The organism is bacterium (assembly GCA_035945995.1).
Classification (GTDB): Bacteria; Sysuimicrobiota; Sysuimicrobiia; order Sysuimicrobiales; family Segetimicrobiaceae; genus DASSJF01.
Genome location: DASYZR010000107.1, coordinates 1 through 26,986, shown reverse-complemented (window position 1 = coordinate 26,986; position 26,986 = coordinate 1). Strand labels below are relative to the sequence as shown.

Below are 26,986 nucleotides of genomic sequence, written 5' to 3'. Positions count from 1 at the left end.
GTTGAGCGAAAGGTGACATTGCAGGGAAGAAAGACCGTGGCCTCGCCGCTTTCCTCGGCGAAGATGTCGTTTGAATAGATTCCGCCAGCCGGACCCGAAGCTCGAACGCCTTGGCGGTCGAGCGAGGCACGGAGCTCAGCGAGAGCGCCTTGATACCAAGCCTCGGCGTCCCGGATGTAGATGGTTTCGGTGATCGCTGCCGCTGAAGCCGCCGGCATGCTGGCGTGGGCTAGGTCAGTTAGCGGTGGCGCAGCCTGTGCTTGGAGGAGATCGCGCAGCGAAGCCGTGGCCCGATGCGTTCGTTCGAGCAACTCCTCGAGCCGGCTCAAATGCGTCGCGATGACCTGGCTGCGGATGGCGACGTCCGGGGCGGCGAGAATGGATTGAATATCTTCGATCGGCATGTCGAGGCTGCGAAAGCGCCGGATGATTTGCGCGACGGCAATCTGGTCGGTCCGATAGCGCCGATACCCCGTCGCGGGGTCGATGGCGGCGGGCTTAAGCACTCCCACGCTGTGGTAATAGCGGAGCGCCTTGACGCTGAGGTGCGTCGCGCGAGCGAAGTCGCCGATCGTCAGGGTGCCACTCATCGCCCCACAATATTTAGCGTGGTCATCACGCGTCTCCCCAAACGCTGATGTCCAAACTCACGTCGTGGTGGGGATTTCGGCGTACTTCGTCTCGACTCTTTCTTACGATCCCCGTGCGACGCTCAAGCGCGTCGACCGCGGGACGCCGCGCGGCCAGCGCGGGGCGCGGAGACAATGCCACCCGGGGGAGGCGGCTGTAAATGGGGCCAAGGGAACTACTGTTGTTTAGAAACGCTCGAAGCGGATCTGTAGGCACTCATCGTGATGGTATGGCGGCTCCTCGTCAGACGTGATAGAAACTGGGCCGCCGCACCACTCGCACGTGACTACTGTGTTTACCTCGCCGCAAAGTCGGCACCTCACTTCCTCGTGTTCGGTGCCCTGCCACGGTAGCCCCTCGGCATCACATTCTATGCAGCGGGCAGCTTGGGCGTTAGCGATGAGGCGATCTTTGCCCCCTCCAACCTCTTCCGAAAGCACTCGTTCAACCGCATTGTCCAGCACGTCTCTTCGATGCTCGAAGAATGTCTCGATCCCCATCAAAATGTCCCAGGACGCCCTGTCGAGTTCGTCCTGGAGGTCAATGCCGGCGTGCTCCCGCACGACACGTTCAATGATTGGAAGCACGCCGTGAATTGCCGCCTGAAATTCCACTCGATCGTATTCTGCTTCCTCGTGTTCCAAAGCGTTACGCACCCGATTCAATACAAAAAGAGCTTTACCGTCCTGTTTAGATAACCAGCCCTTCATCTTTAAGGCATTCACGAGTTTGGGAACCTTAACAGAATCAGATCCTTCTCGAACGGAAACATCATGTCGGACTGCTGCCGCCTTAAGGAGGCAGACAAAACCGTGAAAACCAAGAAGTATCGCAGCGCGAAGGTCACGATCCGTCTCGCGACGCAGGTGTTCCAGCGACAATTCAAACGAGTCGATCCCGGCCGCGAAGTAGTCAATTCTCGCCATCTCAAAACTACATGATACGCCGTTGCGTGCACTCGTGGGAGGTGCACGCGGGGGTTCATTGCGCTGTCCGTGCCGTGAATCGAAAGGAGCGATCTCCTCTGAGTGTCCCTCCATTTGTGTCGGCGCCTAGGGGCCGGATCGTCCTTCGAGTTGTCGGATGTCTGATGATGAGTCCGCGGCGTGTATAAGCGTTGCGAGAACCGAAAAAAGAGGAGAAGGCATGTGAAACGATCCTGGCTAATTATTTGTTTTCTCGTTCTCGGTACCACAGCCGCGTCGGCGCAAACTGGAGTCGACCAGCCGACACCTCCCCCGCCGGGCACGGTTACAGTCTATCTGGTGAACTTTAGCCAGGGTCGCGCGCTCTTTATTATCTCACCACACGGGCCCCGCGCCTTCTTCGGGGGTGAGGAGAATCGGCCCAAGGACGAGACGGTCGCCTGCGACGTCGCCTCGTCGAGCATCTTTAGGCAGAATACCTTGTTCCCAGGTTCTTGGTGCCGGATTTACGTGAACGCCGCCCACGACCTCTGGCTGTGGGCTGTGACGTACTATCCAACGACTCGGTGCTCCGAGTATGGATGTTGGAAGCAAGCGTACCCATATTACACGCGCCGCGTTCATCTTACTGGCCTTACCGTAGGCGGGCTCTATGAGTTTGACGCGTGCGGAGCGATCGGCGTCAATGAAGCCACGTGCGGGTGGCGGGAAATTTCACCACAGGACAGAGTGTATTGATTTGAAACACGCCTACCGTCGCGCGTGCGGGATTCACGCTAATTTCTGAAGTGCGCGGGCTATTAGGTTTGTAATCTGTCTGAATGGGTGTTGGGGGTCATCCACAGCCCAGTCTATTTTCTTCATTTCGGCCCCGCATCTATCACACATTTCATTCCCGGGCGCCCAAGGAACACGCTGGCCATAAGCTTGGCACTTAGACCCGAACCTGTTCTTGCTGATGAAGAATACGACTTCATCCTAACGGTGATCGAGAGAGTGGTTCATGTAATGGAGCGGAGCCCGCGCGCCTTTGCGGGCATGGACGAACCATCGCTTAGAGATCACATCCTGGTACAGCTTAACGGACACTATGAAGGGCGGGCCACTGGCGAAACCTTTAACGCCGCGGGGAAAACCGACATCCTAATTCGCATTGAGGACAAGAACGTCTTCATCGCTGAATGCAAGTTTTGGCACGGCCCCAAGGAACTCATGGAAGCCGCTGACCAGGTGTTGGGGTACACAAGTTGGAGAGATACTAAGACGGCACTCGTTATTTTCAACCGCGGTCAGGATCATAAGGCGGTTCTTGAAAAAATCAGAACTACATTACCCACTCATCCTTGCTTCAAACATGACCTAGGTAATCTTATCAGTTTTGGCGTTTGCCGTTCCTGCGACTCGCTAGTTGTTGCCCGGGAGGACGTCACTCCAGGATGTTCGGTAGCGGCCTCCTGTATGAAGACTGTTGGAAATGGACCTTGCCTCTTGCCCTTCAAGATTCATCATAGGCTCCGTGCTCGCCGACCAGCGAACGCAGCGCCTCCAGGTGCCGCGGGTGAGGCATCCGTCCGCGGCGGATGAACGATGCGTAGCCCGGCAGCCCGGTCGCTAAGCGCAAGGCTTCTTCATGCGCCCGCATCGTCCGGGATTACATCGCCGTCGCGATTGATCGAGGGAAGCTTGAAAATCAGCCTTCCTGTCATTTGTTCAAGAAGCTTGTTTCTGAATGACGTGGGCAACCGCACCTAGGCCCAGCCCCGCTGTTGCACATACACGCCGCCATCACTCTCAAGAGCAATCAGCATGACTTCGGTCCATTGAACAAACACAGCACTCTCCAAGTCGCCACCATAAAACGTGGGATCTGTTGTGTCCGCCTGGGTTATCGGAGGGCTCCCGAAAATGAAAACCACAACGACGCATGCGGCGCAGGCCGTCATCCAGCACGAAACCCGGCTTATTGAAAATACCACACGGCCCTCCGTGCATCGAATCGCCAACCATGGAGGTTCGGGCCATGGGTTCGTGCCCTTGTCGGCCGTTCGTTAGACGGCTCACAAATAAGCCCCCTCCCGCCCCCTCCACGCGCCGGGGATAGCGAGACCCCCGGCCCCCGCGCGTCGAGCTGCGGAAACCCCCCTTAATAAAGCCGGGTTCCGCCCCGCCCGGCCCTTCTGGCGCCGGGCCCGCGAGTCGCCCTGCTCGAGCCCGCCCGACCGGGGCGCACACCCGCGGCCCTCGTCGCCCCTCTGGTCGCCGGGCCGAGCTCCAACCCCGCCCGCGCGAGGTGGCGTTCGCGCGCCCGGCCCCCGCGCCGGGTGGCAATTACAAGGGATGGCTGACTATCACTCCATCAGCGGCTCCAAGGCTCCGCCGGTGCCCGCGCACACCCCGCGCACAATCGCCACCCCGAGATCCGCGCCGCGCCTCGGCCTTCACAGTCTCGCGCGCGCGCACTCCACACCCGCCGTGCGCCAGCCCTTGTATCGCACGGCCCAGCGCGTGATACGTGTTTGCGCCGCCGCATGGCAGGGGGGATCACGGGGGAGAGAATAGGGAGTGACGCGTCACATGCGTCACTCGCGTCACGCGGAAGGGGGCGTGGCGGCGCAGACGGGAGGGACCAGGGGGGACGCAGGGTACGGAGTATGCCCCGCTTCCCCTCTACCGCGTCAACGGACGGCGGGGATAGGAGATAAGGGCCTCCGAAACGCCATCGAACCGTCTCGTTCCTATGCCTAGCCATCACGACATTTGCATGTTTGCACTATCCTATGGTAACTGGTCTGCCCCACGAGATTCGCGAGTAGCAGGAGCTTTACTGTGACTGGCTGGAAGACGGGTCGCTAGATCGTACATTTGTTGTTAATTGACGCCTTCGCTGCCCACATTGTCGTCCCGCTGATTTCTCGGTCGCTGATCTTTCCGCTATCGCGCGTCGGGGGAGGAAGGCCGGATGATTAGGATCGTCCTTCGCAGTGCCACGATCCTGATACTGAGCATCGGTATGGCAACTCCAAATCCCGGTCTGGCTGCGGGGCCCGCCGGCCGAGTGAGGTTTCAAAGTGCGGAGGGGCTAACGCCGGTTATGGCGATAGTCGGTTATCTGGGCGCCCTCAGGGGGACGGGCCTTTCCCCGCAGTTGTGCTACTTCATGGTGCGACCGAAGGTTGTCACGGCCCCGGGGGACTCTTGACCAATTCCATTCCCCGGTCACGAATGCGACCTCACGCTTGGAGGCTGCGCAGATTTTATTGTATGGTACGCGCCGAAGGTAAGGAACTTTGCAAAGGTTACGTGGAGCAATAAGCGATCTTGGCTAAGGCCGACTAGTCTGAGGGGGACTGAGCGAGGTGTTGCTCTTTTATGAACTGGAACGACACAAGTGACGCGCGCATCGGTGTGCGGCTGGCTGCTACTACTCGTCATTCTAAATTGGGCCCCGCACACTGACGGTGCTGCGGCCCGGGTGACCCCGCACTCGTCCGGCTTAGCGATCGTCGTGCCAAACGCGCGGCTGGTGAACAATTATTGGGACGCCGCTTGGGACACGCATGTCGATGACCCTCTATTAACGCCGAGCACAGATTGATTCATTTATGCAGGCGCTCGTCCAAAGTGGATACTTCGCCGCTCTGGCGCAGTACGGCGTTGAAGCCGTAACCTACGCAGGCAGCGTTGAACCCGCCCCTGCCTGCGGATCGATGGCACCATCGCGGCTTGAAAGACTAGCGATCGCACAGTTTGTAGACTGCCAGGTAACAAACGGACAGAAGCCCGGCAACGTGGTGAATATGTTCCTACCGCCGTCAACAATTCGAAATGCGGCGAGACCAGCGTATCTCTGCGGAGATGATCCTCGGTATCGAAATCTTTATGCATACCACGGCAGTACGGAGGGCGCCGCGGCAGTTCCCTTTACGGTGGTTCCAAGTTTGTGCGCAATCAATTTCACCCGGATACTGCGCCGCACCATCGTCAATGGGACACTCGGATTTCTCACCATCGGACTCACCCATGAGATCGTTGAGGCTCTCACGAATCTTTTCGGTTCCGGTTGGATTGACGCCGGCAAGGGGGCGAACGCCGGTGAAATCGCGGATATCTGTGAGCCAGCCCCCTACGCTACTTTCCGTACGCAACCGATTCCATTCTCGCGAGGTGCCCTTACAGCGTACTGGTCGAATCAAGATAACCGATGTGTGTTTGGAAAGGCAAGGTAGGGCCATTTGGCACCGTCCTGAAGGTTGCGTGAATCGCCCGTTGATGCAACTTCTCGGGTGCGGGAAAGGGACGCAGCGCTCATCGGCCTCGCGGATAACGCCCTAGTCTAAGGGATCGCCATCCTCCGACAGGTGGCCGATCTGATACGCCTGATCGAACGCCAGGTTCTCCTGCTGGAAGCCCAGGCCCCGCCGTGCCGGTGCACGAGCCCGACGAGGAAGTAACTCCTCCGCCGGATGTCCGGCGGTGGCCTTGGCCCCGCCGTTCGTCCTTCTCCGTGCTGGCCGGTCCTCACACGCAAGCCCGTTTGCCGTCGGCGACTCGTCGATCTGGTCTGGCAATTCGTCTTCCACCGACTGGCGGGATACGAGGATGTCAACGGACGCCGAGCGCCTCGCTCATGACCGACGTTTCGGCTGATCGGGTCGGAGCAGCTTTGGGAGCGCGGGGCCGCGCTGACGTCCCGGGTGCACTCGTTTGAGACGGAGCTCTTGGCCCGCGACGAAAACCTCGCCGGGCTGGTCGCGATCAACCGGGAGCTAATCGCCAGGGTGGAAGCGTGATATACTTGCTATCTCCCGCGCATGCAATTCGCGAATATGCAAGCGGCCACTTTGGGAAATACCGCGATAGCTTGAATGATCGTGCCTGAACGCGATCCCAAGACACGAAAAGCGATTCCCCGATCGTGGTACTCAACCCAAACCGCCGTTGCATCAGGATACCGTGCGTCCTCCGCAATTCGGTTTGGTTTCCCGAACGCGCGCAACGCCGGTCCGAAGGGCAGACCGGCTTGAATCTCATCGGAGACTAGGCACCCTCCGCCCCAATTTGTCTCAAGCCACGTCGAACGCCCCGATGCATCATAGGTAGCGAAGACTGGGCATAGCGAGTTGCGGTTGATCTCATCAATCATTGGCCTATTCATACCAAGATACGCTGAGCCGATGCGCTGACTCGGCACGATGAGCGTTGGATCATGATCAGCAGAGTGTGTGGCACCTGCGGGAACCGAAACCAGCAGCACAAGTATGAAACCCAAGACAGCGCGCATTGAGCGGGCCCCCCCTTTCGGCTTTTCCCAAGCCTACGGGAGCCCGAAAGTTATGCCATCCCGGAGATCCTGTAAAGGAGTATGGATTCTTGGTTGAGCGACCTGATGCTAACGATCGGATCGCAAGATGGAAGGAGACGATGAGGGGGGGCGCAATCCGTGCGCGCCAGCCCAGGCGGCAATCTGCGCCCGAGAGTTGAACCCTAGTTTGTTAAGGATATGCTGCACGTGGGTCTCAGCAGTGCTCTCTGCGATCGACAGCCTAGCTGCGATTTCTCGATTGGTCTTTCCGTCTGCGATCAGAACCGCAACCTCCCGTTCTCGAGGCGCAAGGAGACCGGCTCGCTTCCCAGGTGCGGGCTTTACGTAGTCGACGTTGTTTGCCCGGCGCGCCTCGGGCACGGACCGTGCGTATTCAATGATCGTCTCGAGACTCATCATTCGGCCTTCCGCCTCGGCGGCGTTAAAAGATGTCTCACCCAGTGCCGTTCGTGTGGCAGCCAAACGCCGATCCCGGTCGATTGGATCCGCGGGCCAACGCTTAAGACCGGGGCCACGGAGCGCTTCGGCGGCCCCGAACAACCGCGCAGCCCTTCCGTGATCCCCCAGCGCAGACGCCACACCTGCCAGGCCTTCAAGAGAAACCACAAGGCCCGGTTTGTCTCCGACTTCTCGCCGCAGGGTAACACTTTCCTTATACAGTGCGAGTGCGCGTTCAGTGTGCCCCTGAGCGAGCGACACTGAGGCGAGGTCGCACAAAAGGCTGGGGATATGATACTTGTCCCCCACCTGCCGCGCCATGGTGTAGCTTTCCTCGAGCAGCGCAGTGGCCCGCTCATAGTCTCTTCGCCTATCCGCTATCTTTCCAAGACTGGCGAGCACATACGCGAGTGTATGTGGGCTTCCCACATCCCGGCAGAGCAACAGGCTTTGTTCGAGGAACGCTGCTCCACGATCGTCATTGCCCTGGAGGAGCATCGAATCCCCGAGGCAGAGGAGGGACCAGCCGACGCCCCAGTTGTCTTCGACCTCCTTGAACAGAGCTACGCTCCGTTCAAGCATTTCCATCGCCCCGCCGAAGTCATCCTGGCCTTCCATCACGTGGGCCAGATGATGGAGGACATATGCAGCACCTCGCTGGTCCTTCAATTCTTCGAACAGGGCGAGGCTTTGTTGAAGCAGTGTTCTACCCTTGACGTCGCCCAGCCGCCAGGCAAACATCCCCGCCCCACAGAGCGCCCACGCCCGCGCCGGCACCCGTGACGCTTGATCGACCGACAACGCACCGTCCAACCACTCACGTCCTTCGGAAAAGTAACCGCGCATGAACCAGAACTGATGCAGCGCTGCGGCCAGCCGCAACCACATTTGTGCTCGACCATCCATCTTGCTCCATTCAAGCGCGGCTCGTAGATTATCGTGTTCGCTCTCCAGCCGCTCCAACCACGTGACTTGCTGCGATCCGCGTAGCGCTGCATTCGCCCGGTCCGCCAAATTCAAGTACCAGTCGTAGTGTCGTCTCTGCACTTCGGCTGCGTCTCCAGATTCCATGAGCCGGCCACGGCCGTACTGACGGACGGTCTCCAAGAGTCGATAGCGTGCTGCGCCACCGCCGGTCTCCGCCACCACCAGCGACGTGTCCACCAAGTGTGTCAACAGACTGAGGATGGTGACTCGTTGCACGCCCGTTCCCGAACAGATGGTTTCCGCCGCGTCCAGCGTCCACCCACCGGCAAACACCGAGAGTCGAGATAGGAGAAGACGTTCCGGCTCTGGCAGTGACTCGTAACTCCAATCCATCGCCATTTTCAGGGTTTGGTGGCGTGACAGTGTGGCGCGGCCGGCGCTCCTCAGCAGGTGAAACCGGTCGGAGAGCCGGTTGAGAATCTCCTCCACCGTTAAGACTCTCACCCACGCCGCCGCCATCTCGATCGCTAGCGGAATGCCGTCCAGTTGGCCACAAAGACTCGCAACAATGCGCGCGTTGCTGTCCGTAATGGCAAACGCAGGACGTACGGCGACGGCGCGATCGCGGAAGAGGCGCACGGCTTCATACTTCGTCAGGTCCTGTCCGGCCTGCGGACACCCGGAATCGGGCAGCGAGAGCGCAGGTACCGTCCATCGGATCTCGCCGGCGATGCCCAATGGTTCTCGACTGGTCGTCAAGATTCGTAGATCCGAACAGTCTCTCAGGAGCGCCAGTGCAAGGTTGGCACACGAGGTGAGGACGTGTTCGCAATTATCCAATAAGAGGAGAAACGTCCTGCAACGCAGAGAGTCCGCCAGAGTATCCTGGAGACTTCTCTTGGGTTGCTCTGAAACCTCCAGCGCAGCTGCAACTGCTTGGGGAACAAGCGCTGGGATGGAGAGCGGTGCAAAATCCACCATCCGGACACCATCGGGGAATTCGTCTAGCAGATCGGCCGCGACTTGCAAGGCCAGCCGGGTCTTGCCGCATCCCCCTGAGCCGGTCAGCGTAAGCAGACGTGTCGTGCCGAGCAGACACCTGATCTCTGCGATTTCCCGCTCGCGTCCGATGAAGGTGGTGAGTTGGGTGGGGAGGTTGTGGAGACGCGTCGGAAGAGACGGGACTAGGCTACTCTGTTGCCGAGTGGACCGCGTCGGCCGACTGCGTACTCGTCGCCTCGCGACTCGCTTCCTTGGCCGACGAACCATTCGTCAGCCTCCATGACAGAAGATCGCTGCCGCTGACAAGGGTCCCGGTTCGTTGTGTCGAGAGCGTGAACCTTCGGGCCTCGGCCTTTGAATGGATGGACGACTGCGCGAGCGATCTACGGCCTTCTCCGAGCCGCCGGTTGTTGCCCATCCGCACATTCAAATGTAGTGATATCAGACCATAAAACGAGACGTTTCGAGGGCGTTCCAGAGGCTCTTATCTCCTATCCCGTCAACGGACGGCGGCGGTAGAGGGGAAGAGGCCCCTACTCGACACCCGCGTGATCGCGCCGACCCTGGCCGGGAGGTGTGAGTGCGTAACACGTGGTGCCGCATGTGACGCGTGGGCACTCTCTCCCCCGCTCCTGACCCCCATCTCGTGCAGCGCGCACGACTCGCCCGCGCCGCCGGACATGCGGAACCGAGCAGGGCCGGCGCGGGCGCGGATGACAATGCCACCCGGCGGAGAGGGACAGCGGGTAGGTGCCGCTCGCGTGTGAGCCGCGGGGCGGGAGTTGGGCTTGTACACATGGAACTCAGAAACGTGGTGGAGGAGACGCCATGGAAGTCTTGTTCATTGCGGGCTTTGGCCCGATCGTCCGTGAAGCGGCGGCAAGCCGCAGGCTGTACGGCCAGACCTTCGGTATTCCCTTCAAGGAGGAGAAGGGTGGTTACCTTCATACGGAGGTTCTGAAAGGCGCAAAGAGTTTCGCCCTGTGGCCACTCTCTGAGGCATCTCAGTCTTGCTACGGCAAGGATTCTTGGCCGAGCGATGTTCCGATCCCGCAAGCCTGGATTGAGTTTGAGGTTGACAATGTCGAAGAGGCCACGGCCGAGCTTGAATCACGAGGTTATCGAATGCTAGTCAAGAACAAGAAGGAGCCGTGGGGCCAGACTGTCAGTCGTTTCATCGGGCCGGAAGGAATATTGGTAGGGATCACCTTCACGCCATGGATGCGAGACGAGAAATAGCGCTGGCCGCGATCCAAGAGCGAGGCCCGTGCACCCCTATCAGAAGACGCGTGATTCCAAGCGTTTCTTGGATGGCATGGATTACCCGACCGGGCTCCTAGCTATAGCTAGAGCTAGCCTCGCCGGCAAAAGGGTCGCCAAATGCGAAATCTCCGCGAGGACATCTCCTACACGCTCAGTGGTTGGACCTATCCCGTGACGTTTCTCAACTTATTGCTGGAGGTTGGAGCCGATCGAATCCTGTTCTCCGCTGACTATCCCTTTCTCTCGATAGCGGAAGCTCGCACCTTCCTGGAACGACTTCCGGTCAGCCCGGCCGACAAAGAGCGGATCGCTCACGGGACCGCCGAGCGCCTTCTTCGGATGTAACCGGCGCAGGAGACAAGTGCGGTGTTCCGCGTTGAAATCGCGACTATTCGTCGCGCACTTTCCCATTTCACTTTGGATCAGCGCGGAGCCGACCCGCACGCGCTGCTCCCTCTCGTTCCCAGACGATCCTGCGAAAGTCGATCCTATCGGGAGACACGATACTCTGCGCCGGCACCGACTCGATGAAGAGCTTGTCGCCTTCGACTCGAAAAAGACGCCGCTGTTCGGTGCCATTCCACTCCTCATTCCACGAGACATCGACGATGATGATGAAGGTATTGCCTTCGACGCGGTACTTGCCACTGTACGCGAGCATTGATTTATGCAGCGCAGCCCGTTCGGCGTCGCCCATTCCCGCGCGACGGCTTTCGGCGGTCGTCACCACGATGCTGCGCCCTTCGCGCGTCAGAATCAGGAACCCCTTGGGGTGCGCTCCAAAAACGTCTCGCGGTGGCTCGTTTTCGGCGATCACCTGCCATGACACGAGCTTCCAGGCACCGATGAGTTCATCGGCCTCTGTTGCAGGAGCAGGGAGACTCATGCTCCGGCCCCTCCATCCCTCCCCGCCGGGGCGGCCGGCTTCTGCGCGACACATCGCCAGATACACTTGAACGTAGCGCCGGCATCATCACGCAGACGCAGATGCGTGAGATCCGCGATGGCCCAGTCAGCCAAGACATCACGGCAATACTGCTCGCTGAAGAAATGCATAGTCTGTCCATTCTCCTCACGGTAGAAGTTGGGGCCCAAGGTTTGTACGCGGCGACGCCCGAGCAGCGTCTCGCGGTAGGGCATATCTTCCGTTGAGTTGACATGGAGCAGCAGCAATCCACTCGACCTCACCACGCGACGCATCTCACCAATGATCCGCCGCGTCGTCTGATCGTCGAACATATGCAGCGCCACATTGCTCATGACGGCGTCGAAGCCTTCATCGACAAAAGGGAATGGCAGAGCCATATCGCCCTGATGGAACTCAACCACGACATTGGCCGCTGCGGCTTTGGCCCGTGCGCGGGCGAGGGCGGCCTGCGAGTAATCCATTCCCGTGACGTGGAGCCCTTTCTGTGCCAGGCTCACCGCGTCCCCCCCGGTGCCGCATCCCACGTCAAGCACCGTGCGCGCCCCAGCGGTCATGAGAAAGGGCACCAAACCAGGCACCCACCACCCCTGCGGGTTCAACTCCCTACCCACCGTGTGACAGCGGTCCCAGACAGTCGCTGACGCGTAGGGATCGTTTGTATCCATGTTATCCTGCCGGCTCATTCATCATCCGCAGCATGTCGGCGCCGCCGGTGCGCACGAAGCGCCAGACCAGGACCGCCGCCAGCGCCAGGAACAGGATGTTCAGGACCGAGGTGTAGTTCCAGGCGAGATGCGCTTCGATGACGATCGCGCGGCGCGCAGACGGTATCAGGCCCGCGGCGCGAAAGAGAAGTTCGACCGCCAGCCCGGCGGCCGCCATGACGGCGTAGGACGTGGCGAGCAAGTACAGGGCCATGCGCCGGCCGTAGTACTTGCGGTAGATGTCGAGAATCGGCAGGATGATCAGGTCGGCGAAAATGAACGCCACCACGCCGCCGAAGCTGACGCCGCCGTTCCAGAGGACCGCGGCGAGGGGCACGTTGCCAACCGAGCAGACGAATGAAACGATCGCCACGAGCGGCGCAACGAGCGGGCTCCAGATGAGGTTGCCGACCGGATAGCCGACCAGGAAGAACGTCCGCCACGCGGCGTCCGGCGCCCACGCCGCGATCGCCCCCGCGATCAGGAGCCCTCCGAAAACATCCATCCACACGGCGGCCCAGTCCATGACGAAGTAGTGGCTGACGGCCGTGAACCCTTCCGGCGAGACGAGGCGGGCCAACAGCGGGCGGCCGTCCACCACCGCCATGTCCATCCGGGCGTGTCCTTCCATCCGCCCCACCAGCCCGGCGTTCGCCTGGCGGCGGGCGTCATCCACGAGCGGCCGGCGCAGAGTGGCGCGAAAGACCAGCCACAGCATGACGATCATGAGCGGACCGCCGATGAACTCGGCCGCGGTAAATTGCCACCCAAGCAGGACCGCCATGATGATCCCGAGCTCGATTACGAGATTCGTCGAAGCAAACTGGAAGACAATCGAGGCGGTGAAGTCCGCCCCTCGGCGGAACAGCGACCGGGCCAGCGCGACGGCCGCGTAGGAACACGACGACGACGCGAAGCCGAACAGGCTCGCCAGCGTGATGCTGCGCGGGGAATCGTTGCCCAGCAACGCGACCATCTGCCGTTTCGAGACGAACGCCTGCACCGCGGCGGACAGCGCGAAGCCGAGAATGAGCGGCCACAGGATCTCCCAGAGCATGGCGAAGGCCACGCCGAGGGCGTGGAGAAGGGCGGCGATCATCGCGGGGATGCCGTGGGTTGCGACGCGCCGTCAGGCCGGCGCGCCGCGCGCCACTCGGAGCACCGCCGCCAGACTGCGGTCGATATCATCGTCCGTCGTGGCCCATGAGGACACGCTGAGGCGCATGGCCGCGCGCCCCTGCCAGACGGTGCCTCCGCACCAACAGGTGCCGTCGGACTGTACTCCGTCGATGACCTGGCGGGTCGTGTCGTCGCTGCCGAACGAGACCAGCACCTGGTTGAGCACGACGTCATTGAGAACGGCGTACCCGGCGCCGCGCAGGCCGGCCGCGAAGCGCGAAGCGTGCCGGCACGTCCGTTCGATCAGGTCCGCCAGGCCCGTCCGTCCGAGCGCGCGCAGCGCCGCCCAAATCTCGACCCCGCGCGCCCGCCGGGACATCTCGGGAGTGTACTGGTACGGCTCTCGCTCCCCGGTTTCCGCGAGGTAGGCGGCCGACGCGGCCATGGCCGCCCGCAAATCCTCCGGGCGCCGGACGAAGGCCACGCCGCTGTCGTACGGGACGTTGAGCCACTTGTGCGCGTCGAGCGCCCAGGAATCCGCCTCGTCGACGCCGCGGATCAGGTGCGACCGCTCGGGTGCGGCCGCGGCCCAGAGTCCGAAGGCCCCGTCCACGTGGACCCACGCCCCCGCGCCGTGGGCGGCCGCGCAGATGGGCTGGACGGGATCGAACGCGCCGCTGTTCACGTTCCCGGTCTGGACACACACGATGGCCGGTCCGGCGATCGGCGGAAGCCCGTCGGCCCGCATCCGTCCCTGTTCGTCGACGGGAACGCGGACCACCCGATCGCGGCCCAGCCCCAGCATCGTCAGCGCCTTGAGGAGGCTGACGTGCACCTCCTGACCGACGACTACCGTGATCGCAGGCGCGTCGAAGAGCCCCGAGGCTTCCACATCCCAACCGTGCGCGGCCAGAACGGCGTGCCGCGCCGCGGCCAGCGCGGTGAAGTTCGCCATCGTGGCCCCCGTGACAAAGCCCCCGCCCGTGTCGGGCGGCAAGGAAAGCGCGTCGACGAGCCACCGAAGGGCGGTCGCCTCCAGGGCCGCGGCCACGGGGGACGAGACCACGAGGCCGGCGTTTTGGTCCCACGCGCCGGCCAGCCAGTTCGCGGCGAGCGTCACCGGCAGCGCGCCGCCGATCACAAACCCGAAGTACCGTCCCCCCGCAGACGCCATGGTCGCCGGAGAGCCGATTTCGTCCAGGATCGCAAGCACGGCGGATGGGTCCGCGGACCCGGCCGGCAGCGGGCCGGCCAGCGCCTTCAGCCGCTCGACCTGCTCCGGCAGCGGCGCCACGCGTCGCTCACGAATCTCGCTCAGGTAGCGCAGGGATCTCGTTGCGGCGTCCTGTAGAACGGCGGTGGTTTCCGACATCCCGCTCCCCCCTTTGTGTTAGAGACGCCGCGTCACCAGGATACGGGAATTCCTTGGTGGCACACGTCGTTACGTTCGCCGGTGAGACTCTCCATCATCGATCAATCGCCCGTGCCGTCGGGCTCGACGCCCGCGGAGGCGCTGCGCAACACGATCGACCTCGCGCGGCGCGCCGACGCGCTCGGCTACGCGCGGTATTGGATCGCCGAGCACCACGCGACGCCCGGGTTCGCGAGTCCTGCGCCGGAGGTACTCATCGCGCGGGTGGCCGCGGAGACCTCCGGCATCCGGGTCGGATCCGGCGGCGTCCTGCTGCCCCACTACAGTCCGTTGAAGGTCACGGAGGCGTTCCGGGTGCTGCACGCGCTGTATCCCGGCCGGATCGATCTCGGGATCGGCCGCGCCCCCGGCAGCGCCCCGCTCGAAGCCTACGCCCTACGCCGCGACCGGGACTCCGTCTACGCGGAGCGGGGCGGCCGGCGCGAGTGGGTCGACGACTTTCCCGAGCAGCTGGTGGAACTCCTCGCGTTTCTGCGGCGCGGCTTCCCGGCCGGACATCCGTTCGCGCGGATCCTGGTCACCCCGGACATGCCGGGCGGCCCCGAGGTCTGGCTCCTCGGGTCCAGTCCGTGGAGCGCGCATGCGGCGGCCGAATTGAGCCTGCCGTACGCGTTCGCGCACTTCATCAATCCCGAGCCGACCCGGGAGGCGATCGAGTATTATCGGACGCATGCGGCCGAAGGGACGCGCCGGACGATTCTCGCGGTCGGCGCCGTTTGCGCCGCCACCGAGGCCGAAGCCACCCGGTTGGCCGCAAGCGTGAGGCTGCGGCGGCTTCTCCGTGCCCAGGGCGTCGCGCCGGGTGCCATCCCCACTCCGGAAGAGGCACTCGCGCAGTTGGGCTCCGGGCCCGATCCGATGCCGCCTGAGCGCGGAGAGTGGCCGCGGTACGTCGTCGGGGCGCCGGACCAGGTGCATGGGCGGCTCACTCGCATTGCGGCCGACCTCGCGGTCGACGAGCTGATGATCCTGACAATCACGCACGACCACGGCGCACGGGTGCGGTCGTATGAACTGCTGGCCGAAGCGTTTCACCTGGCCCCGCGGGACGTCTCGGCCGCGCCGCAGGCCTGACTCAGCCCCTGCGTCCGGCGGCCATGAGCCGCTCGACGGGCGCCCCGGCGGGGACGTTGACGTAGGACCCGTCCAGCGCAGAGATCGACGCGCACCCCAGCAACTGGAGCGTCCGCACGAGATCGGCGCGGAGAATCTCGATCACGCGCGCGACGCCGGCCTCCCCCGCGGCCCCGAGCCCGTAGGCGTACGCGCGACCGATCAGCACCGCGCGGGCGCCGAGACAGATGGCCTTGATGACATCGGTGCCCCGGCGGATCCCGCCGTCGAGCATGACCTCCACCCGGCCGTTCACCGCGTCGACGATCTCCGGCAGCACCCGTAGGGTCGCAGGAGATGATTCCAGCTGCCGTCCGCCGTGATTCGAGACGACGATGGCCGCCGCGCCCTCATCGACGGCGCGCCGCGCGTCGTCGGCGGTGAGTGCGCCCTTGAAGACGATCGGGCCGGGCCAGATCTCCCGGATCCAGGCGAGGTCCTCCCACGTGAACGACGTGCGGATGAGGCTGCCGACGTCGCGGAGCCCCATCGGCCCCTCGCCGGGGATCACGATATTGGGGAGCCGGTGCACGCCGCCATCCAGCAGGAAGTCGATGAGCCATCCGGGATGCGCGAGGATGCCCGGGAGATGCGGGAGTTTCGCGAGCGCGCTGTCCCCGAGCAGGACGGACGTGGCGTTGTGATGGTCGCGCTCGCGCATGCCGATCACGTACGTGTCGGTCGTGATGACCAGGGCGGAGTACCCCGCGGCGCGGGCCCGGACGATGGCATCGGTCGCGGCTTCGCGGCCGCCCGTGAGGTACAACTGGAACCACGCGGGCCCTTTGGTCGCCGCCTTGACGTCCTCCAGGCGGTGACCCGACGCGGTGGATAGGATGTACGCGACCCCGGCGTTGCCAGCCGCGCGCGCCGCGGCGACTTCCCCCTGCGGGTGAAACATGCGGCAGTACCCGACCGGCGCCAGCAGCACGGGCAGTGCGAGGTCCTGACCGAGCACCCGCACGCGGAGATCCACCTCCGGGACGGCGACGCCCTGACGCGGCCGGAACGTGACCTCTTCGAATGCGCGCCTGTTCTCCCGCATGGTGACTTCGTCTTCGGCCCCGCCGTCGACGTAGTCGAAGATCGGCTTGGGCAGCCGCCGCTTCGCCATCAGGCGAAGATCGGCGATGTTGACGGCACGGGACACGTTGGCCATATCATGGACCCCCCAACTTCTGGTGCGCCTTGGTTACCACGCTGGGAAGGCGAGCCCCTCCCGGCGCACCGCACGCGACCGCCGTCGGTCTCGTCCAGGACATCCTGCACGCGGCGTTCCAGGGAACGGCCTTCCATGTGCGCGCGCAACAACCCATCAGGATCGGCGATGATTCGGAGCCGGAGCCGGACGTTGCCGTCGTCAAGGGACGGCGGCTGGACTATCGTGATGCGCATCCCGCGGCGGCAGACGTCGTGCTCGCCGTCGAGGTCGCGGATACGTCCATCGACCTCGACCGTCGCCGGAAGGCGCGGCTGTATGCGCGGGCCGGCATCCCGGAATATTGGATCATCGCGCCCCCGGAGCGCATCCTCGAGGTCTGTACCAACCCGGGTCCCGCCGGCTACGAACGGCGCGCCGTTCTCCGGCCGGGCGACACGGCCGGCCCTCTTGCCAGGCCCGAGGCCCGGATCGAGGTGGCGTCCCTCCTGCCGTAGCCGGCGCGGAGGGGGACACGCGGGTCTAGCGGCCGGACCTGCCTCTTTCGCGCCGCCGCAGCGTCACAATGGCCAACGCGGCGCCGGCAGTCAGCAGCACCGCGCTCGCCACGAACGGCGCCCCCGGCCCGAGGCGGTCGTAGAAGAAGCCGCCGAGCACGGGGCCGACAATGAGCCCCGCGCCCTGCGCCGTCTCCGACGCTCCCATGACGAGACCGGTTCGGCCCGCCGGAGCCGCTTCACTCATTAAGGCCAGCCACGCGGGCGATGAGACCGCGTAACTCCCGCCGAGCAGGACGGCCGCCGCGCCGAGCACGATGACGTTGCCGCGTCCGGCGGCCGGCACGAGCCACATGCCGGCGCTCGCCATCACCATGCCCCACGCGACGGCGCGCGGGCGCCCGGCGCGATCGGCGAGACGGCCTCCCGGAACGGACGCCGCAGCCACGGCCAGCACCAGCACGAGAAACACGATGCCCAACGATCGATCGCTAAGCCCCACGACCTCGTGGGCGTAGATCACCAGAATCGGCGCGAGCAGCCCCACGCCGAACATCTGCACAAACGCGACCGCGAGCATCGCGGGCAATACCGGCGACGACCGCACGGCCGCGATCATGGCGGGCGGCGACAACACCGCCGCGGGGGCGCCGCGCACACCCGACCCACCCGCCACCACGCTTCTCCGCTCGCCGGAGGCGAAGACCGCTGATGCCATGCCGGCGGCGGCGAGCAGCAGCGCGGCGGCGAGAAAAAATCCGGCGCGGTAATTCCCCACGGCGGCGGCCACGAACAGGCCAAGGCTCGGCCCGAGCGCGAGCCCCGCGAGAAAGAACGTGTTGAGCATGCCCATGCCGGCGGCCCGCCGCGCCGTTCCGGCGCGCTCGGCGATCGCGGCCGCCGCGCACGGCCACACCGCAGCGCTGCCGGCGCCGTCGATTATGCGCAGCGGCACGAACAGCGCCGGGACGCGGATCAGCGCCATCAGCAAAGGCGCCGCCGTGGCGACGAGGAGACCACCGACGATGACCGGACGGCGGCCCACGCGGTCCGCGAGGCCGCCCCAGACCGTCTTGAGCGATGTGTCGACGGTCGCAAACGCCGCCACGACGAGGCCGACGAGCGTGACGCTGGCGCCGAGGCGCTCCTTGAGGTAGAGCGGCAGCAGCGGAATGATGGTGGCGAAGCCCAACTCCGCGAGCCCCATCACCGCGGCGATGCTCGCCGCCGAGCGACTCGACGCACCGGGCCCGTCCGGTGCGGGCGTCCGGCTCACCGCGGGGTCAGGCAGTCCCGGCCCCCAGGCGGGTCAGCATCGCCTCGCGGGCCCGCGCCTCCAGCACGTCCGGCAACGGCGCGAGCGCGACCTCGGGGAACCGCCGGCTCAGCGCCTCGCGAATCAGCCGGTCCGCGAACGCGGGGTTCTTGGGCAGCAGCGGTCCGTGCAGGTACGTCCCGTAGACCCGGCGCGACACCGCGCCTTCGGTGTGGTCCGTCCCATTGTTGCCGTAGCCGACCACGACGCGGCCGAGCGGGCGGGCGCCCGGGCCGAGGAACGTACGGCCGCCGTGGTTCTCAAACCCGACGAGCGGCGGCTCACCACCGTCGGGCTGAATGACGAGATTGCCGATAAGCCGCGGGACCTGAGGGCCGGCGTGCTCCGTCCAGAGATCGAGCAGGCCGAGCCCGGGAAGATCGTCGCCCTCCGCCGGCCGGTAGTATTTCCCGACGAGCTGATACCCGCCGCACACCGCCAGCATCACCGCCCCGTCCGCGACGGCGTCTTCGAGCGGGCCACGCTTGGGGCCGACCAGATCGCCGACGGCGATGCGCTGCTGGCGATCCTCCCCGCCACCGATAAAGAACAGGTCCGCGTCGCCGGGCCGGATCTCGTCGCCGAGTCCGGCGTCCCGGACGACGGCCTCGATGCCGCGGCGGCGCGCGCGGCCCACGAGCACCATGATGTTGCCACGGTCCCCGTAGAGGTTGAGGAGGTCCGGATAGAGATGACAGATCCGCAGGACGGCGGTCACTGCCAGAACCTCCGCACGACGCCGCGCTGTTCGAGCACGGCGCGAATCGCCAGCATGGCCGTGTACGTAGGCAGGATGAACAGCCTGCCCGAGGTCGCCTGCGCGAGTGCACGCCCGAGCGCCGCGTCGTACGAGCGCTCGACGTCGATGGCCTCGCGCGGCATGCCGGCGTATTCCAGCCGCACCGCCAAGTCTTCAGCCCGGAGGCCCCCGGCGACGATCCGGCCGGTCCGGCCGGCCAGCATCTCGAAATCCACGTCCCACAGCCACGATACGTCGCGCCCGTCGGCGATCAGGTCGTTGATCGCGATCAGGACCACCGGAAGCGGACCGGCCGCCAGCACCGTGCGGAGCACCTCATTGAATCCGGCGGGATTCTTGACGAGCAGGATCTGCACGTCGCGCCCATCCACCGTCATCCGCTCCGCGCGCCCGAACGCCGGCGCAAACGATCCCACCGCGGCCGCCGCGCGGGCCAGCGGCACCTCGAGACACAGTGCGGCGGAGACCGCCGCCAGCACGTTGTAGACGTTGTACAGCCCGGGCAGCCGGGTGCGGACGGCCGCGCGCCCCCGCACGCCCGCGTCGATCGTAAAGGCGGCGCCGTCCGGGCCCGCGAGCTCGATCTCGCGGGCGCCGATGTCCGGCTTGGGCCGCGCCACGCCGCACGTCGGACACCGGTACCGGCCCATGTGGCCGAAGTACGTCACCGCGTAGACGTAGGGAGTGCCGCAGCGGTAGCAGTAGCGGGCTTCCGCGGTGTGCTCGAGCGCCGGCAGCGCGTGCCGGTCGTCGTCCACCCCGTAGGTCACGAGCGTCCCCGGCAGCTCCCGCACCGCGTCATACACGAGCGGATCGTCGGCGTTGGCGACGCGCACGAACCCCGCCGGAAGCCAGGCGCCCGCCGCCCGCCACAGTCCGCTGATGTAGTCGATCTCGCCGTAGCGGTCCAACTGGTCGCGAAACAGATTGGTGAACACGGCCACGCGCGGCGCGAGCGCCGGCACCACGCGCGGCACGGTGGCCTCGTCGACCTCGAAGATGCCGACGTCGCCCGCCGGGACGCCGGCGAGATCCGCGTGCTCCACGAGCGCCGACGCGATGCCGGCGGCGAGGTTCGCGCCCGCGCGGTTGTGCACGGGGCGGCGTCCCTCGGCCCGCAGGATGTGGGCGAGCAGGTGCGCCGTCGTGGTCTTCCCGTTCGTCCCCGCCACGAGCACGGTGCCGCCGGGCAGCCGGCGGGCGAGGAGCCCGACCACGTTCGGCTCGACGGCGCGGGCCACGCGTCCCGGCATCGTCGTCCCCCCGCCGCGGCGCAGGATGCGGCTGAGCGTCGCGGCCGTCTTACCGAGCGCGATCGCCGTGCTGAGGCGTACGTTGAGCGACACGGGCGAACTGCCTTAGTACCGGCGCGCCCCCAAGAACCTGCGGCGGTAGTACGGGTCGTCCATCGACGACACGATGACGCCCCGCGACACCGAGGCGTGGATGAACCGGCGGGCCCCCAGGTAGATACCGACGTGCGACGGACCGCTGGTGTACGTGCGGAAGAACACGAGATCGCCCGGGCCAAGCGAGGCGGCGGGGACCGCCCGGCCGGCCTGATACTGGCCCGACGACGAGTGCGGCACCGAGACGCCGAGCGCGCCGAACACCCGGACAACGAGACCCGAGCAATCGAATCCGCGGCCTCCCAGGCCGGACCACCGATACGGCCGGCCCAGGTAGGCGAGCGCCTGACGCGCGATCCGTGAGGCGAACGCGGCGCCCCGCGACGGCAGCGGCGCGGGCACGGCCACGCGTGGTGGGGCGGTGTCCCAGACCGCGCGTCCCGCTCCGGCGTCCGAGGTGATGGCGGCGGGCGCCGCGGCGGCCTGGGCGGCGCCCGTGTGGGGCGCAGCGCACAACCCGAGCAACAGCGCGAAGGCTCCCCCCCGTTTTGTCACGTCGCCCTATTCGGGTGTCGCGCCGCGCCCCCCTGCTCGCGGTGCGGTGGAGCGGGCACCGCGCCCGCGGTGAAGCGGACGGCGCGCCGCGCTCGCGCGCGGCGCACATGGGAATAAACAGAGTGCGCCGCGTCGTCCGGTCTCGGAAGGGTCCGCCGCGACGGAAGGAGAAGGAGCCGGTCGGGGGTCGTCCGCGGAGGGGAACGGCATGATCACCATGAAGGTCAAAACGGTCGCGATGGACCAGCAGATGAATCCGGTCGTGCTGCTGGTCGATCAGGCCGAGACGCTCGCGCTCCCGATCTGGATCGGGGGCTCCGAGGCGCAGTCGATCGCGCTTCAGCTGCAGGGCGTCCAGATGCCCCGCCCGATGACCCACGATCTGATCAAGCAGTTGCTGCACCATCTCACCGTCAGCATCAGCAAGATCGTCGTCACGGACATTCAAAACGGCACCTACTTCGCGGAGATCCATCTGCAGCGCAACGGCACCGAGGTGGTCGTCGACTCGCGGCCCAGCGACGCCATCGCGATCGCCCTGCGCACCGCGACGCCGATCTTCGTCGAGGACAAGGTCGCGGCGACCGCGATCCAGCTCAAGAAGGCCTTCGACGAGCACGAAGTGGAAGAGTTCAAGCGGTTCATCGAAAACGTCAAGCCCGCCGACTTCGCCAAGAAGCTGAAAGACTCGTAGGCGCTACAGCACGACGCCGCCGGAGAGCACCAGCGTGTGTCCGGTGGTGTACGACGCGTCGTCCGACGCCAGGAACACGGCCGCCTTCGCCACTTCGTCCGGCTGCGCAAACCGTCCGAGCGGAATCCGCGACGCGATCGCCTGGCGGTCGGCGATCGTGCGGCCGGCGTGGAACGCCGTTTCCGTGTAGCCGGGCGCGATCGCGTTCACCCGCACCTGCGGCGCCAGGTCGCGGGCCAGACACCGTGTCAGCATGATCACCGCCGCCTTGCTCACGTTGTAGTGCACCGCGCCGGTCCCCGGGTCGATGCCGCGCATCGACGCGATGTTGATGATCACGCCGCCGCCCTGCGCCGTCATCGGCTCCGCGGCCGCCTGCGCCGCGAAGAACGGCCCCGTGACGTGCACCTGCATCATCCGGTTCCAGGTGTCCTCATCGATCTCGCGAAACGGCGTGCGGTCGGTGATCCCGGCGTTGTTCACCAGCACGTCGAGACGGCCGAACGCGCGGGCGGTCTCGGCGACGAGCCGCCGGGCGTCGGCGGCCCGCGCCACGTCCGCCTGGATCGCAACGGCCCTGCCCCCGCCGGATGTGATCGCCTGCGCCACGGCCCGCGCGTCGGCGATGGAGCGGACGGCGTTCACGACCACGGCGGCGCCCTCGCGCGCGAAGGCCTGTGCGATCGCGCGGCCGATCCCGCGGCTCGAGCCCGTGACGAGGGCCACCCGCCCCCGCAGGCGTGGCCCTCGCCCCGCCTGCCCCGCGCCAGACGGGGCGTCGGACCCCGCGTCAGACCCCGCGTCAGACGGGGTCATGCCCGCGCAAGCGCCGCCCGGGACGCCCGCTCGACGTCGGCCGTCACGGCCGGCCACTCGGCCAGCACGCGGTCCCGCGCGCGGGCGATCTCGGGGAGCCGCCCGGCGGCGTCCGCCGGCACGGCGTCTTCGTCCAGCACGCGGACCCGCCCGTCGGGTGTCACGAGCACGTCCACCTCGAGATCCTCCCACTCCAGGCGCTCGCGCCCGATGCGAACCGGTCCGCTGAGATTGAAGTAGTAGGCGAGCGTGCCGCCGGCGGCGGCAATCCAGTGGTAGACGTTGTAGGGACGATCGGTCCAGTAGTAGGCCATGGTGACGGTGCCGGCGGGCAGCGCGAGATCCGCGACCCGGCCGGGACCGGGCAGCCGGTAGAGAAGCACCGCGCGGTCCCCGGCGACCTCGACGGCCTCGCACGGATAGGTGCGCACGCTGCCGTCGAGGCGGCGCTTGACCTCGAGAACGTTCACAGCGTTGAGTTCGGGCCCGTCCGCCCCCTCCCTGCGCGGGGGCGGCCGTCCGGCGGTGCGGGAGGCGGGCTACGTCGAGGACAGACCCCGCCGGTCGTGCGTATAGACCTTGCCGTTCGCGCGGAGCTTCACCGGGTTGCGCCAGAGGGTATAGACCGCCTTCAGGAACAGGCCGATGCGCTTGGGCTCGAGCTTGCGGTCCTCGTCCTGGTGGACCAGCAGCAGGTCCCGGCCGCAGGACGACGGGTCGACTTCGATCCGCGGATCCCCCTTGTAGAGCTTCTGGTTGATCAGCATCTCTTTGACCTTCTGAAGATCGTAGCTCTTCTGCTTCTCCTTCGGATCGTAGACGAAGAGATCGAGCCGGCGCACCAGGTCTTCCGTGAGCGCCTGATCGATCAGGCTGACGTCCTCGTAGAAGCGGCGCATCTCGAGCACGCGGCCAAAGCCGTCTTCGTCGCGGATCGACTTGAAAAGCGTATATCCGATCGTGTAGGGCGCCGGCCGGTTGCAGAGATGCACCGAGATGCTGGCCCACTGCTGCGCCGTGAGATGCCGCATCAGCAGCTCCGCCTCGACGAAGGTCGCCCAGCCCTCGTTGATGATGTGCGTGCGCTGAATCAGGTCGAAGTACTCGGCCTCCTCGCGGATCGCCTCCAGGACGCTGCGCTCGAAGTCCTCCAGGGGCGCTCGCTCCTCGAGGTAGTACATGAGCCGGCGGCGCCGCTCCTTCGGGCTGCGCTCGAAGGCGTTGACCGTCGTCGCGACCGTGAGCAGGGCGTCAAGGAGCTTCTCGACGCGCTCGCGGCCGTACTGCCGCTCGCACCCGCGGATCATCCGCGCGTGGCGCTCGGCTTCGTTCAGCATGTTCTTGTTGGATTTCTGGTACCAGTGGTTGTTCGCGAAGAAGTCCGCGTGCCCGAACACGTGCGCGATGACCAGCACGTTTTCGAGGTACGAGTTGGTGCTGCGCAGAAACGCGTGCGACGGCGCGGTGTTGAGCACGAGCTCGAGGATGTTGAACACGTCCTTGTTCTGCTGCGTGACGAGCTCCTTGTACACGCCGCCCCAGTACCAGTGGACGAAGCGGTTCGGGAGCCCCATGCTGGCCACTTCGGCGATCTCGTCGCTGTCGGTCATCTGAAAGACGACGGGATCGAACGCGAGGCCTCGGTCGCGGGCCAGCGTCTCGAGCCGGCCGATCACGCCCTCGTACTCGACGAGCGGACCCTGCAGCACGGCTCAGTCCCTCCGCGCCGCCGCGGCGTGCGGCCGGCGCGCCGCGCGCGAGTCGAAGAAGCCGAGGAAGTCGCGCATCGCGGTGCGGATCGTCTCCAGGTCGACGAGGTTGGCGAACATCGCGCCGTCCCGGCTCCGGACGGCCTCCTGGACGAACTCGCTGAACCCGCCGATGCCGCGGCCGCCGGGGTTCACATGGCCGTAACACACCAGGTCGAAGGCGCCGAGCGACTCGTCGAACCGCTTCTTGGCCAGATCGAAGTCGCCCGAACTCGTCTCGCCGTCGGTGAACATGAAGAGGAACTTGTCGTACTCCGTGACGCCATCGAGCAGGGCGACGGCCTTCTCGAACCCGGTGCTGATGTGCGTCCCGCCGCTCGACTCGATGCAGAAGAACTCGTCCCGCGTCTTCTCCTCGGCCACGTCCTGGAACACCACGTACCGCCGCAGGTTGGTGGGGTAGCGGCGCTCCAGGTAGTGCCAGAGGATGAAGATGGTCTTGCGCACCAGGGCCAGATACTCGCCGCGCATCGAACCGGAGATGTCGAGGACGTACACCTCGACGGAGCGGTTGTTCTGGAAGGTCGTCGGGTCCTCGGTGAAGTACCAGGCGTCCTGCCGCACGTCGACGTCGTAGTCCGGCGTCCCCCGCTCCCGCGTATTGCGCAGCAGGCTCTGCAGCATCGTTTCCTCGAGGTTCAGATCGGCCTTGAGGCCGATCCGGTCCAGGTCGTCGAGCTCGACCTGTTCCTGGGCCTCCACCTCGCCGGCGCGCCCCGGGTCGTGAAACGCCGGCAGCCGCAGGTCGTCGAGCAGCACTTCCTGGGCCAGCCGCACGAACTCGTCGAAGTCGAGCTCGACCTGCAGCTCCTTGCCGTGATGATCGCCGCCGAGCAGGCCGCCGAGGGCCTGGACCTGGTCCGCCCCCGCGCCCGCGCCGGCGCCCTGCCCGCCGGCCCCGCCCGAGCCGCTGCCCTGGGCGAGAAACTGCGTCTCCTCGCCGAACTTCAACGTCGGCAGGTCGAGGGTGGCGATCTGCGTCTTGACCTTGCCGTCGATGATCAGCTCCTTCTGCTGGATCAGCTCGTTCAGATTCTGCTTGAGGTACTCCCGCAGGAGCTGGTCGTGCTTGTACTGGGCGATCCGCCCGCGGTGAATGCGCATGGCCCGCCCCTAGAAGCTCCGGCCGATCGTCCGGAAGAGCGAGCGCGAGCAGGACTCGCAGTAGCCGTGGTCCTGGATCGCGCTCCGCTGCAGCACGTCGAGGAGCTCGCGGCTCTTCGCGTCCATCTCCTCGGTCTTCTCGTACAGACGCAGGCAGTTCTTGATCTTGTTGAAGACGATCTCGTTGATCGCGCCGCGCAGGTGCTCATTGTCCTTGTAGCTCATCTTGCGCAGCTCGTCGCGGCGCTCCAGCAGCACGTTCTCGAACGCCACGCGGCCCTGCCGGCTGATCTGCCGCTTTTGCACGAGAATCCCCTCGACCTCGTCGAGCAGCTCCTTGTCGCTGTCCGGGAGCGTCTCGCCGAGCACGCTGCGCGAGGCCGCGTCGAGGTAGTTGAGGTAGAGGTTCTGGCCGTAGTCGTAGAAATGCGTCGGCACGATGTTCTCGACCAGCTGCTCGACCTTCTTGTTGATGAACTCGACCTTCGTCTCCTCGAAGATCTTCAGGAGATCTTTCTGGTTCAGGTCCTTGATCGACTGGTGGGCGAAGGTCGATTCCACCGCCTCGGTGATCACGTCGAGGTCGACGCAGGCGCGGGCCGCCGTGTAGGCCAGCGAGAAGGCGTCTTCGAAGAACCGCGGGGACAGGCCGCGCAGCCCCTGCGACTCGGCGCGCGTCTTGACCGCGTACGTCGCCGCGAGCGCGTAGACGTCCTGGGGAACGTGCTTGTCCTCGTGGCGGATGCGGTTCGCCTGGCTCACCAGGTCGCGGTAGATCTGGATCTCGCCGGGCACGTCCACGTTGTAGGGGAAGTCGACCTTGTGGATGCGGCCCCGGAGCGGCTCCATGATGTCCTCGGACAGGAACACGTTGTACTCCGGGTAGTTGGTGTGCCCGATCACGACCGTGTCGACGTGGACGGTCGGGAAGTTCGGCAGGTCGATCCGCTTCGACTGGATCAGCTCGAGGAGCAGCGACAACAGCTGCCGGCGGCTCTTGAACACCTCGGTCCAATCGAGAATGCCGCGGTTCGCCCAGATGACCTTGCCTTCGAAGTCGTACGCGTCCGGGTCGTACGTCGAGCCGCGCTCCTTCAGCATCGCGAAGTTGATGTTGCCGACGAAGTTCGTGATGTCTTCACGACGCAGATCGGTGGGCGTGT

The 26,986-nt window shown here is 65.3% G+C and carries 23 protein-coding genes; 6 read left to right on the top strand and 17 right to left on the bottom strand.

Features of this window, described 5'->3' with window-relative positions; translation table 11 throughout:
* The coding region (locus VGZ23_11760; protein ID HEV2358270.1) for a helix-turn-helix domain-containing protein at positions 1-590 on the bottom strand (590 nt) is incomplete at its 3' end.
* A gap of 225 nt (positions 591-815) precedes the next feature.
* Positions 816-1,556 carry a hypothetical protein gene (locus tag VGZ23_11755; protein ID HEV2358269.1) on the bottom strand — a complete coding sequence of 247 codons (741 nt, stop codon included), beginning with the start codon at positions 1,554-1,556 and terminating at the stop codon, positions 816-818.
* Between the two features lie 3,602 nt (positions 1,557-5,158).
* Between VGZ23_11755 and VGZ23_11750 the strand changes: the two genes are divergently transcribed.
* Entirely contained in the window at positions 5,159-5,782 is a 624-nt protein-coding gene (locus VGZ23_11750) for a hypothetical protein (protein ID HEV2358268.1), read from the top strand.
* Positions 5,783-6,945: 1,163 nt separating this feature from the next.
* Here VGZ23_11750 and VGZ23_11745 read toward each other — a convergent pair.
* On the bottom strand, positions 6,946-9,513 hold the full coding sequence (locus VGZ23_11745) for a tetratricopeptide repeat protein (protein ID HEV2358267.1): 2,568 nt from the start codon (positions 9,511-9,513) through the stop codon (positions 6,946-6,948).
* A 561-nt stretch (positions 9,514-10,074) separates the two neighbouring features.
* Here VGZ23_11745 and VGZ23_11740 point away from each other — a divergent pair.
* Positions 10,075-10,485: a VOC family protein gene (locus tag VGZ23_11740; GenBank protein ID HEV2358266.1), complete on the top strand. Its 411-nt coding sequence runs from the start codon at positions 10,075-10,077 to the stop codon at positions 10,483-10,485.
* A 141-nt stretch (positions 10,486-10,626) separates the two neighbouring features.
* On the top strand, positions 10,627-10,854 hold the full coding sequence (locus VGZ23_11735) for an amidohydrolase family protein (GenBank protein ID HEV2358265.1): 228 nt from the start codon (positions 10,627-10,629) through the stop codon (positions 10,852-10,854).
* A 67-nt stretch (positions 10,855-10,921) separates the two neighbouring features.
* Here the strand turns inward: VGZ23_11735 and VGZ23_11730 are convergent, their stop codons facing one another.
* The 4 genes from VGZ23_11730 to VGZ23_11715 form a co-directional block, all read right to left on the bottom strand.
* Positions 10,922-11,395 (bottom strand): lipocalin-like domain-containing protein, encoded by a 474-nt coding sequence (locus tag VGZ23_11730; protein ID HEV2358264.1) that lies wholly within the window; start codon positions 11,393-11,395, stop codon positions 10,922-10,924.
* A complete protein-coding gene (locus VGZ23_11725; GenBank protein HEV2358263.1) occupies positions 11,392-11,991 on the bottom strand; it encodes a class I SAM-dependent methyltransferase in 600 nt (199 codons plus the stop codon). Before VGZ23_11725 ends, VGZ23_11730 begins: the two co-directional genes overlap by 4 nt.
* Before the next feature lie 112 nt (positions 11,992-12,103).
* Positions 12,104-13,249 carry a permease gene (locus VGZ23_11720; GenBank protein HEV2358262.1) on the bottom strand — a complete coding sequence of 382 codons (1,146 nt, stop codon included), beginning with the start codon at positions 13,247-13,249 and terminating at the stop codon, positions 12,104-12,106.
* 21 nt (positions 13,250-13,270) lie between these two features.
* Positions 13,271-14,632, bottom strand: a complete 1,362-nt coding sequence (locus tag VGZ23_11715; GenBank protein ID HEV2358261.1) for an aminotransferase class V-fold PLP-dependent enzyme — start codon at positions 14,630-14,632, stop codon at positions 13,271-13,273.
* Positions 14,633-14,713: 81 nt separating this feature from the next.
* Here VGZ23_11715 and VGZ23_11710 point away from each other — a divergent pair, with 81 nt between their 5' ends.
* Positions 14,714-15,766: an LLM class flavin-dependent oxidoreductase gene (locus tag VGZ23_11710; protein HEV2358260.1), complete on the top strand. Its 1,053-nt coding sequence runs from the start codon at positions 14,714-14,716 to the stop codon at positions 15,764-15,766.
* Between the two features lies 1 nt (position 15,767).
* Here the strand turns inward: VGZ23_11710 and VGZ23_11705 are convergent, their stop codons facing one another.
* The gene (locus VGZ23_11705) at positions 15,768-16,964 is read right to left on the bottom strand and encodes an alpha-hydroxy acid oxidase (GenBank protein HEV2358259.1); all 1,197 of its coding nucleotides are present in this window, start codon (positions 16,962-16,964) and stop codon (positions 15,768-15,770) included.
* 29 nt (positions 16,965-16,993) lie between these two features.
* Here VGZ23_11705 and VGZ23_11700 point away from each other — a divergent pair, with 29 nt between their 5' ends.
* A complete protein-coding gene (locus VGZ23_11700) occupies positions 16,994-17,461 on the top strand; it encodes a Uma2 family endonuclease (GenBank protein HEV2358258.1) in 468 nt (155 codons plus the stop codon).
* A 25-nt stretch (positions 17,462-17,486) separates the two neighbouring features.
* Here the strand turns inward: VGZ23_11700 and VGZ23_11695 are convergent, their stop codons facing one another.
* Genes VGZ23_11695 through VGZ23_11680 form a run of 4 tightly spaced genes read right to left on the bottom strand, consistent with a single transcriptional unit; the run spans position 17,487 to position 21,440 of the window.
* The gene (locus VGZ23_11695; protein HEV2358257.1) at positions 17,487-18,737 is read right to left on the bottom strand and encodes an MFS transporter; all 1,251 of its coding nucleotides are present in this window, start codon (positions 18,735-18,737) and stop codon (positions 17,487-17,489) included.
* A gap of 7 nt (positions 18,738-18,744) precedes the next feature.
* The gene (locus VGZ23_11690; GenBank protein HEV2358256.1) at positions 18,745-19,494 is read right to left on the bottom strand and encodes a glutamine amidotransferase; all 750 of its coding nucleotides are present in this window, start codon (positions 19,492-19,494) and stop codon (positions 18,745-18,747) included.
* Positions 19,491-20,882, bottom strand: coding sequence for a Mur ligase family protein (locus VGZ23_11685; protein ID HEV2358255.1), 1,392 nt, complete (start codon positions 20,880-20,882; stop codon positions 19,491-19,493). Before VGZ23_11685 ends, VGZ23_11690 begins: the two co-directional genes overlap by 4 nt.
* Before the next feature lie 12 nt (positions 20,883-20,894).
* Complete coding sequence (locus VGZ23_11680) at positions 20,895-21,440, bottom strand: C40 family peptidase (protein HEV2358254.1); 546 nt, start codon at positions 21,438-21,440, stop codon at positions 20,895-20,897.
* Positions 21,441-21,648: 208 nt separating this feature from the next.
* Here VGZ23_11680 and VGZ23_11675 point away from each other — a divergent pair, with 208 nt between their 5' ends.
* Positions 21,649-22,134: a bifunctional nuclease family protein gene (locus VGZ23_11675; protein ID HEV2358253.1), complete on the top strand. Its 486-nt coding sequence runs from the start codon at positions 21,649-21,651 to the stop codon at positions 22,132-22,134.
* Positions 22,135-22,137: 3 nt separating this feature from the next.
* On the opposite strand, the gene VGZ23_11670 is transcribed toward VGZ23_11675, so the two are convergent.
* From VGZ23_11670 to VGZ23_11650, 5 genes are all read right to left on the bottom strand, one after another.
* Entirely contained in the window at positions 22,138-22,950 is an 813-nt protein-coding gene (locus VGZ23_11670) for a glucose 1-dehydrogenase (protein HEV2358252.1), read from the bottom strand.
* Complete coding sequence (locus VGZ23_11665) at positions 22,947-23,420, bottom strand: DUF402 domain-containing protein (protein ID HEV2358251.1); 474 nt, start codon at positions 23,418-23,420, stop codon at positions 22,947-22,949. Before VGZ23_11665 ends, VGZ23_11670 begins: the two co-directional genes overlap by 4 nt.
* A 69-nt stretch (positions 23,421-23,489) precedes the next feature.
* The gene (locus tag VGZ23_11660; protein HEV2358250.1) at positions 23,490-24,659 is read right to left on the bottom strand and encodes a SpoVR family protein; all 1,170 of its coding nucleotides are present in this window, start codon (positions 24,657-24,659) and stop codon (positions 23,490-23,492) included.
* A 3-nt stretch (positions 24,660-24,662) separates the two neighbouring features.
* Positions 24,663-25,823 (bottom strand): DUF444 family protein, encoded by a 1,161-nt coding sequence (locus VGZ23_11655; GenBank protein ID HEV2358249.1) that lies wholly within the window; start codon positions 25,821-25,823, stop codon positions 24,663-24,665.
* Positions 25,824-25,832: 9 nt separating this feature from the next.
* Positions 25,833-26,986 (bottom strand): hypothetical protein (locus tag VGZ23_11650; protein HEV2358248.1); only part of this gene is annotated, 1,154 nt, incomplete at its 5' end.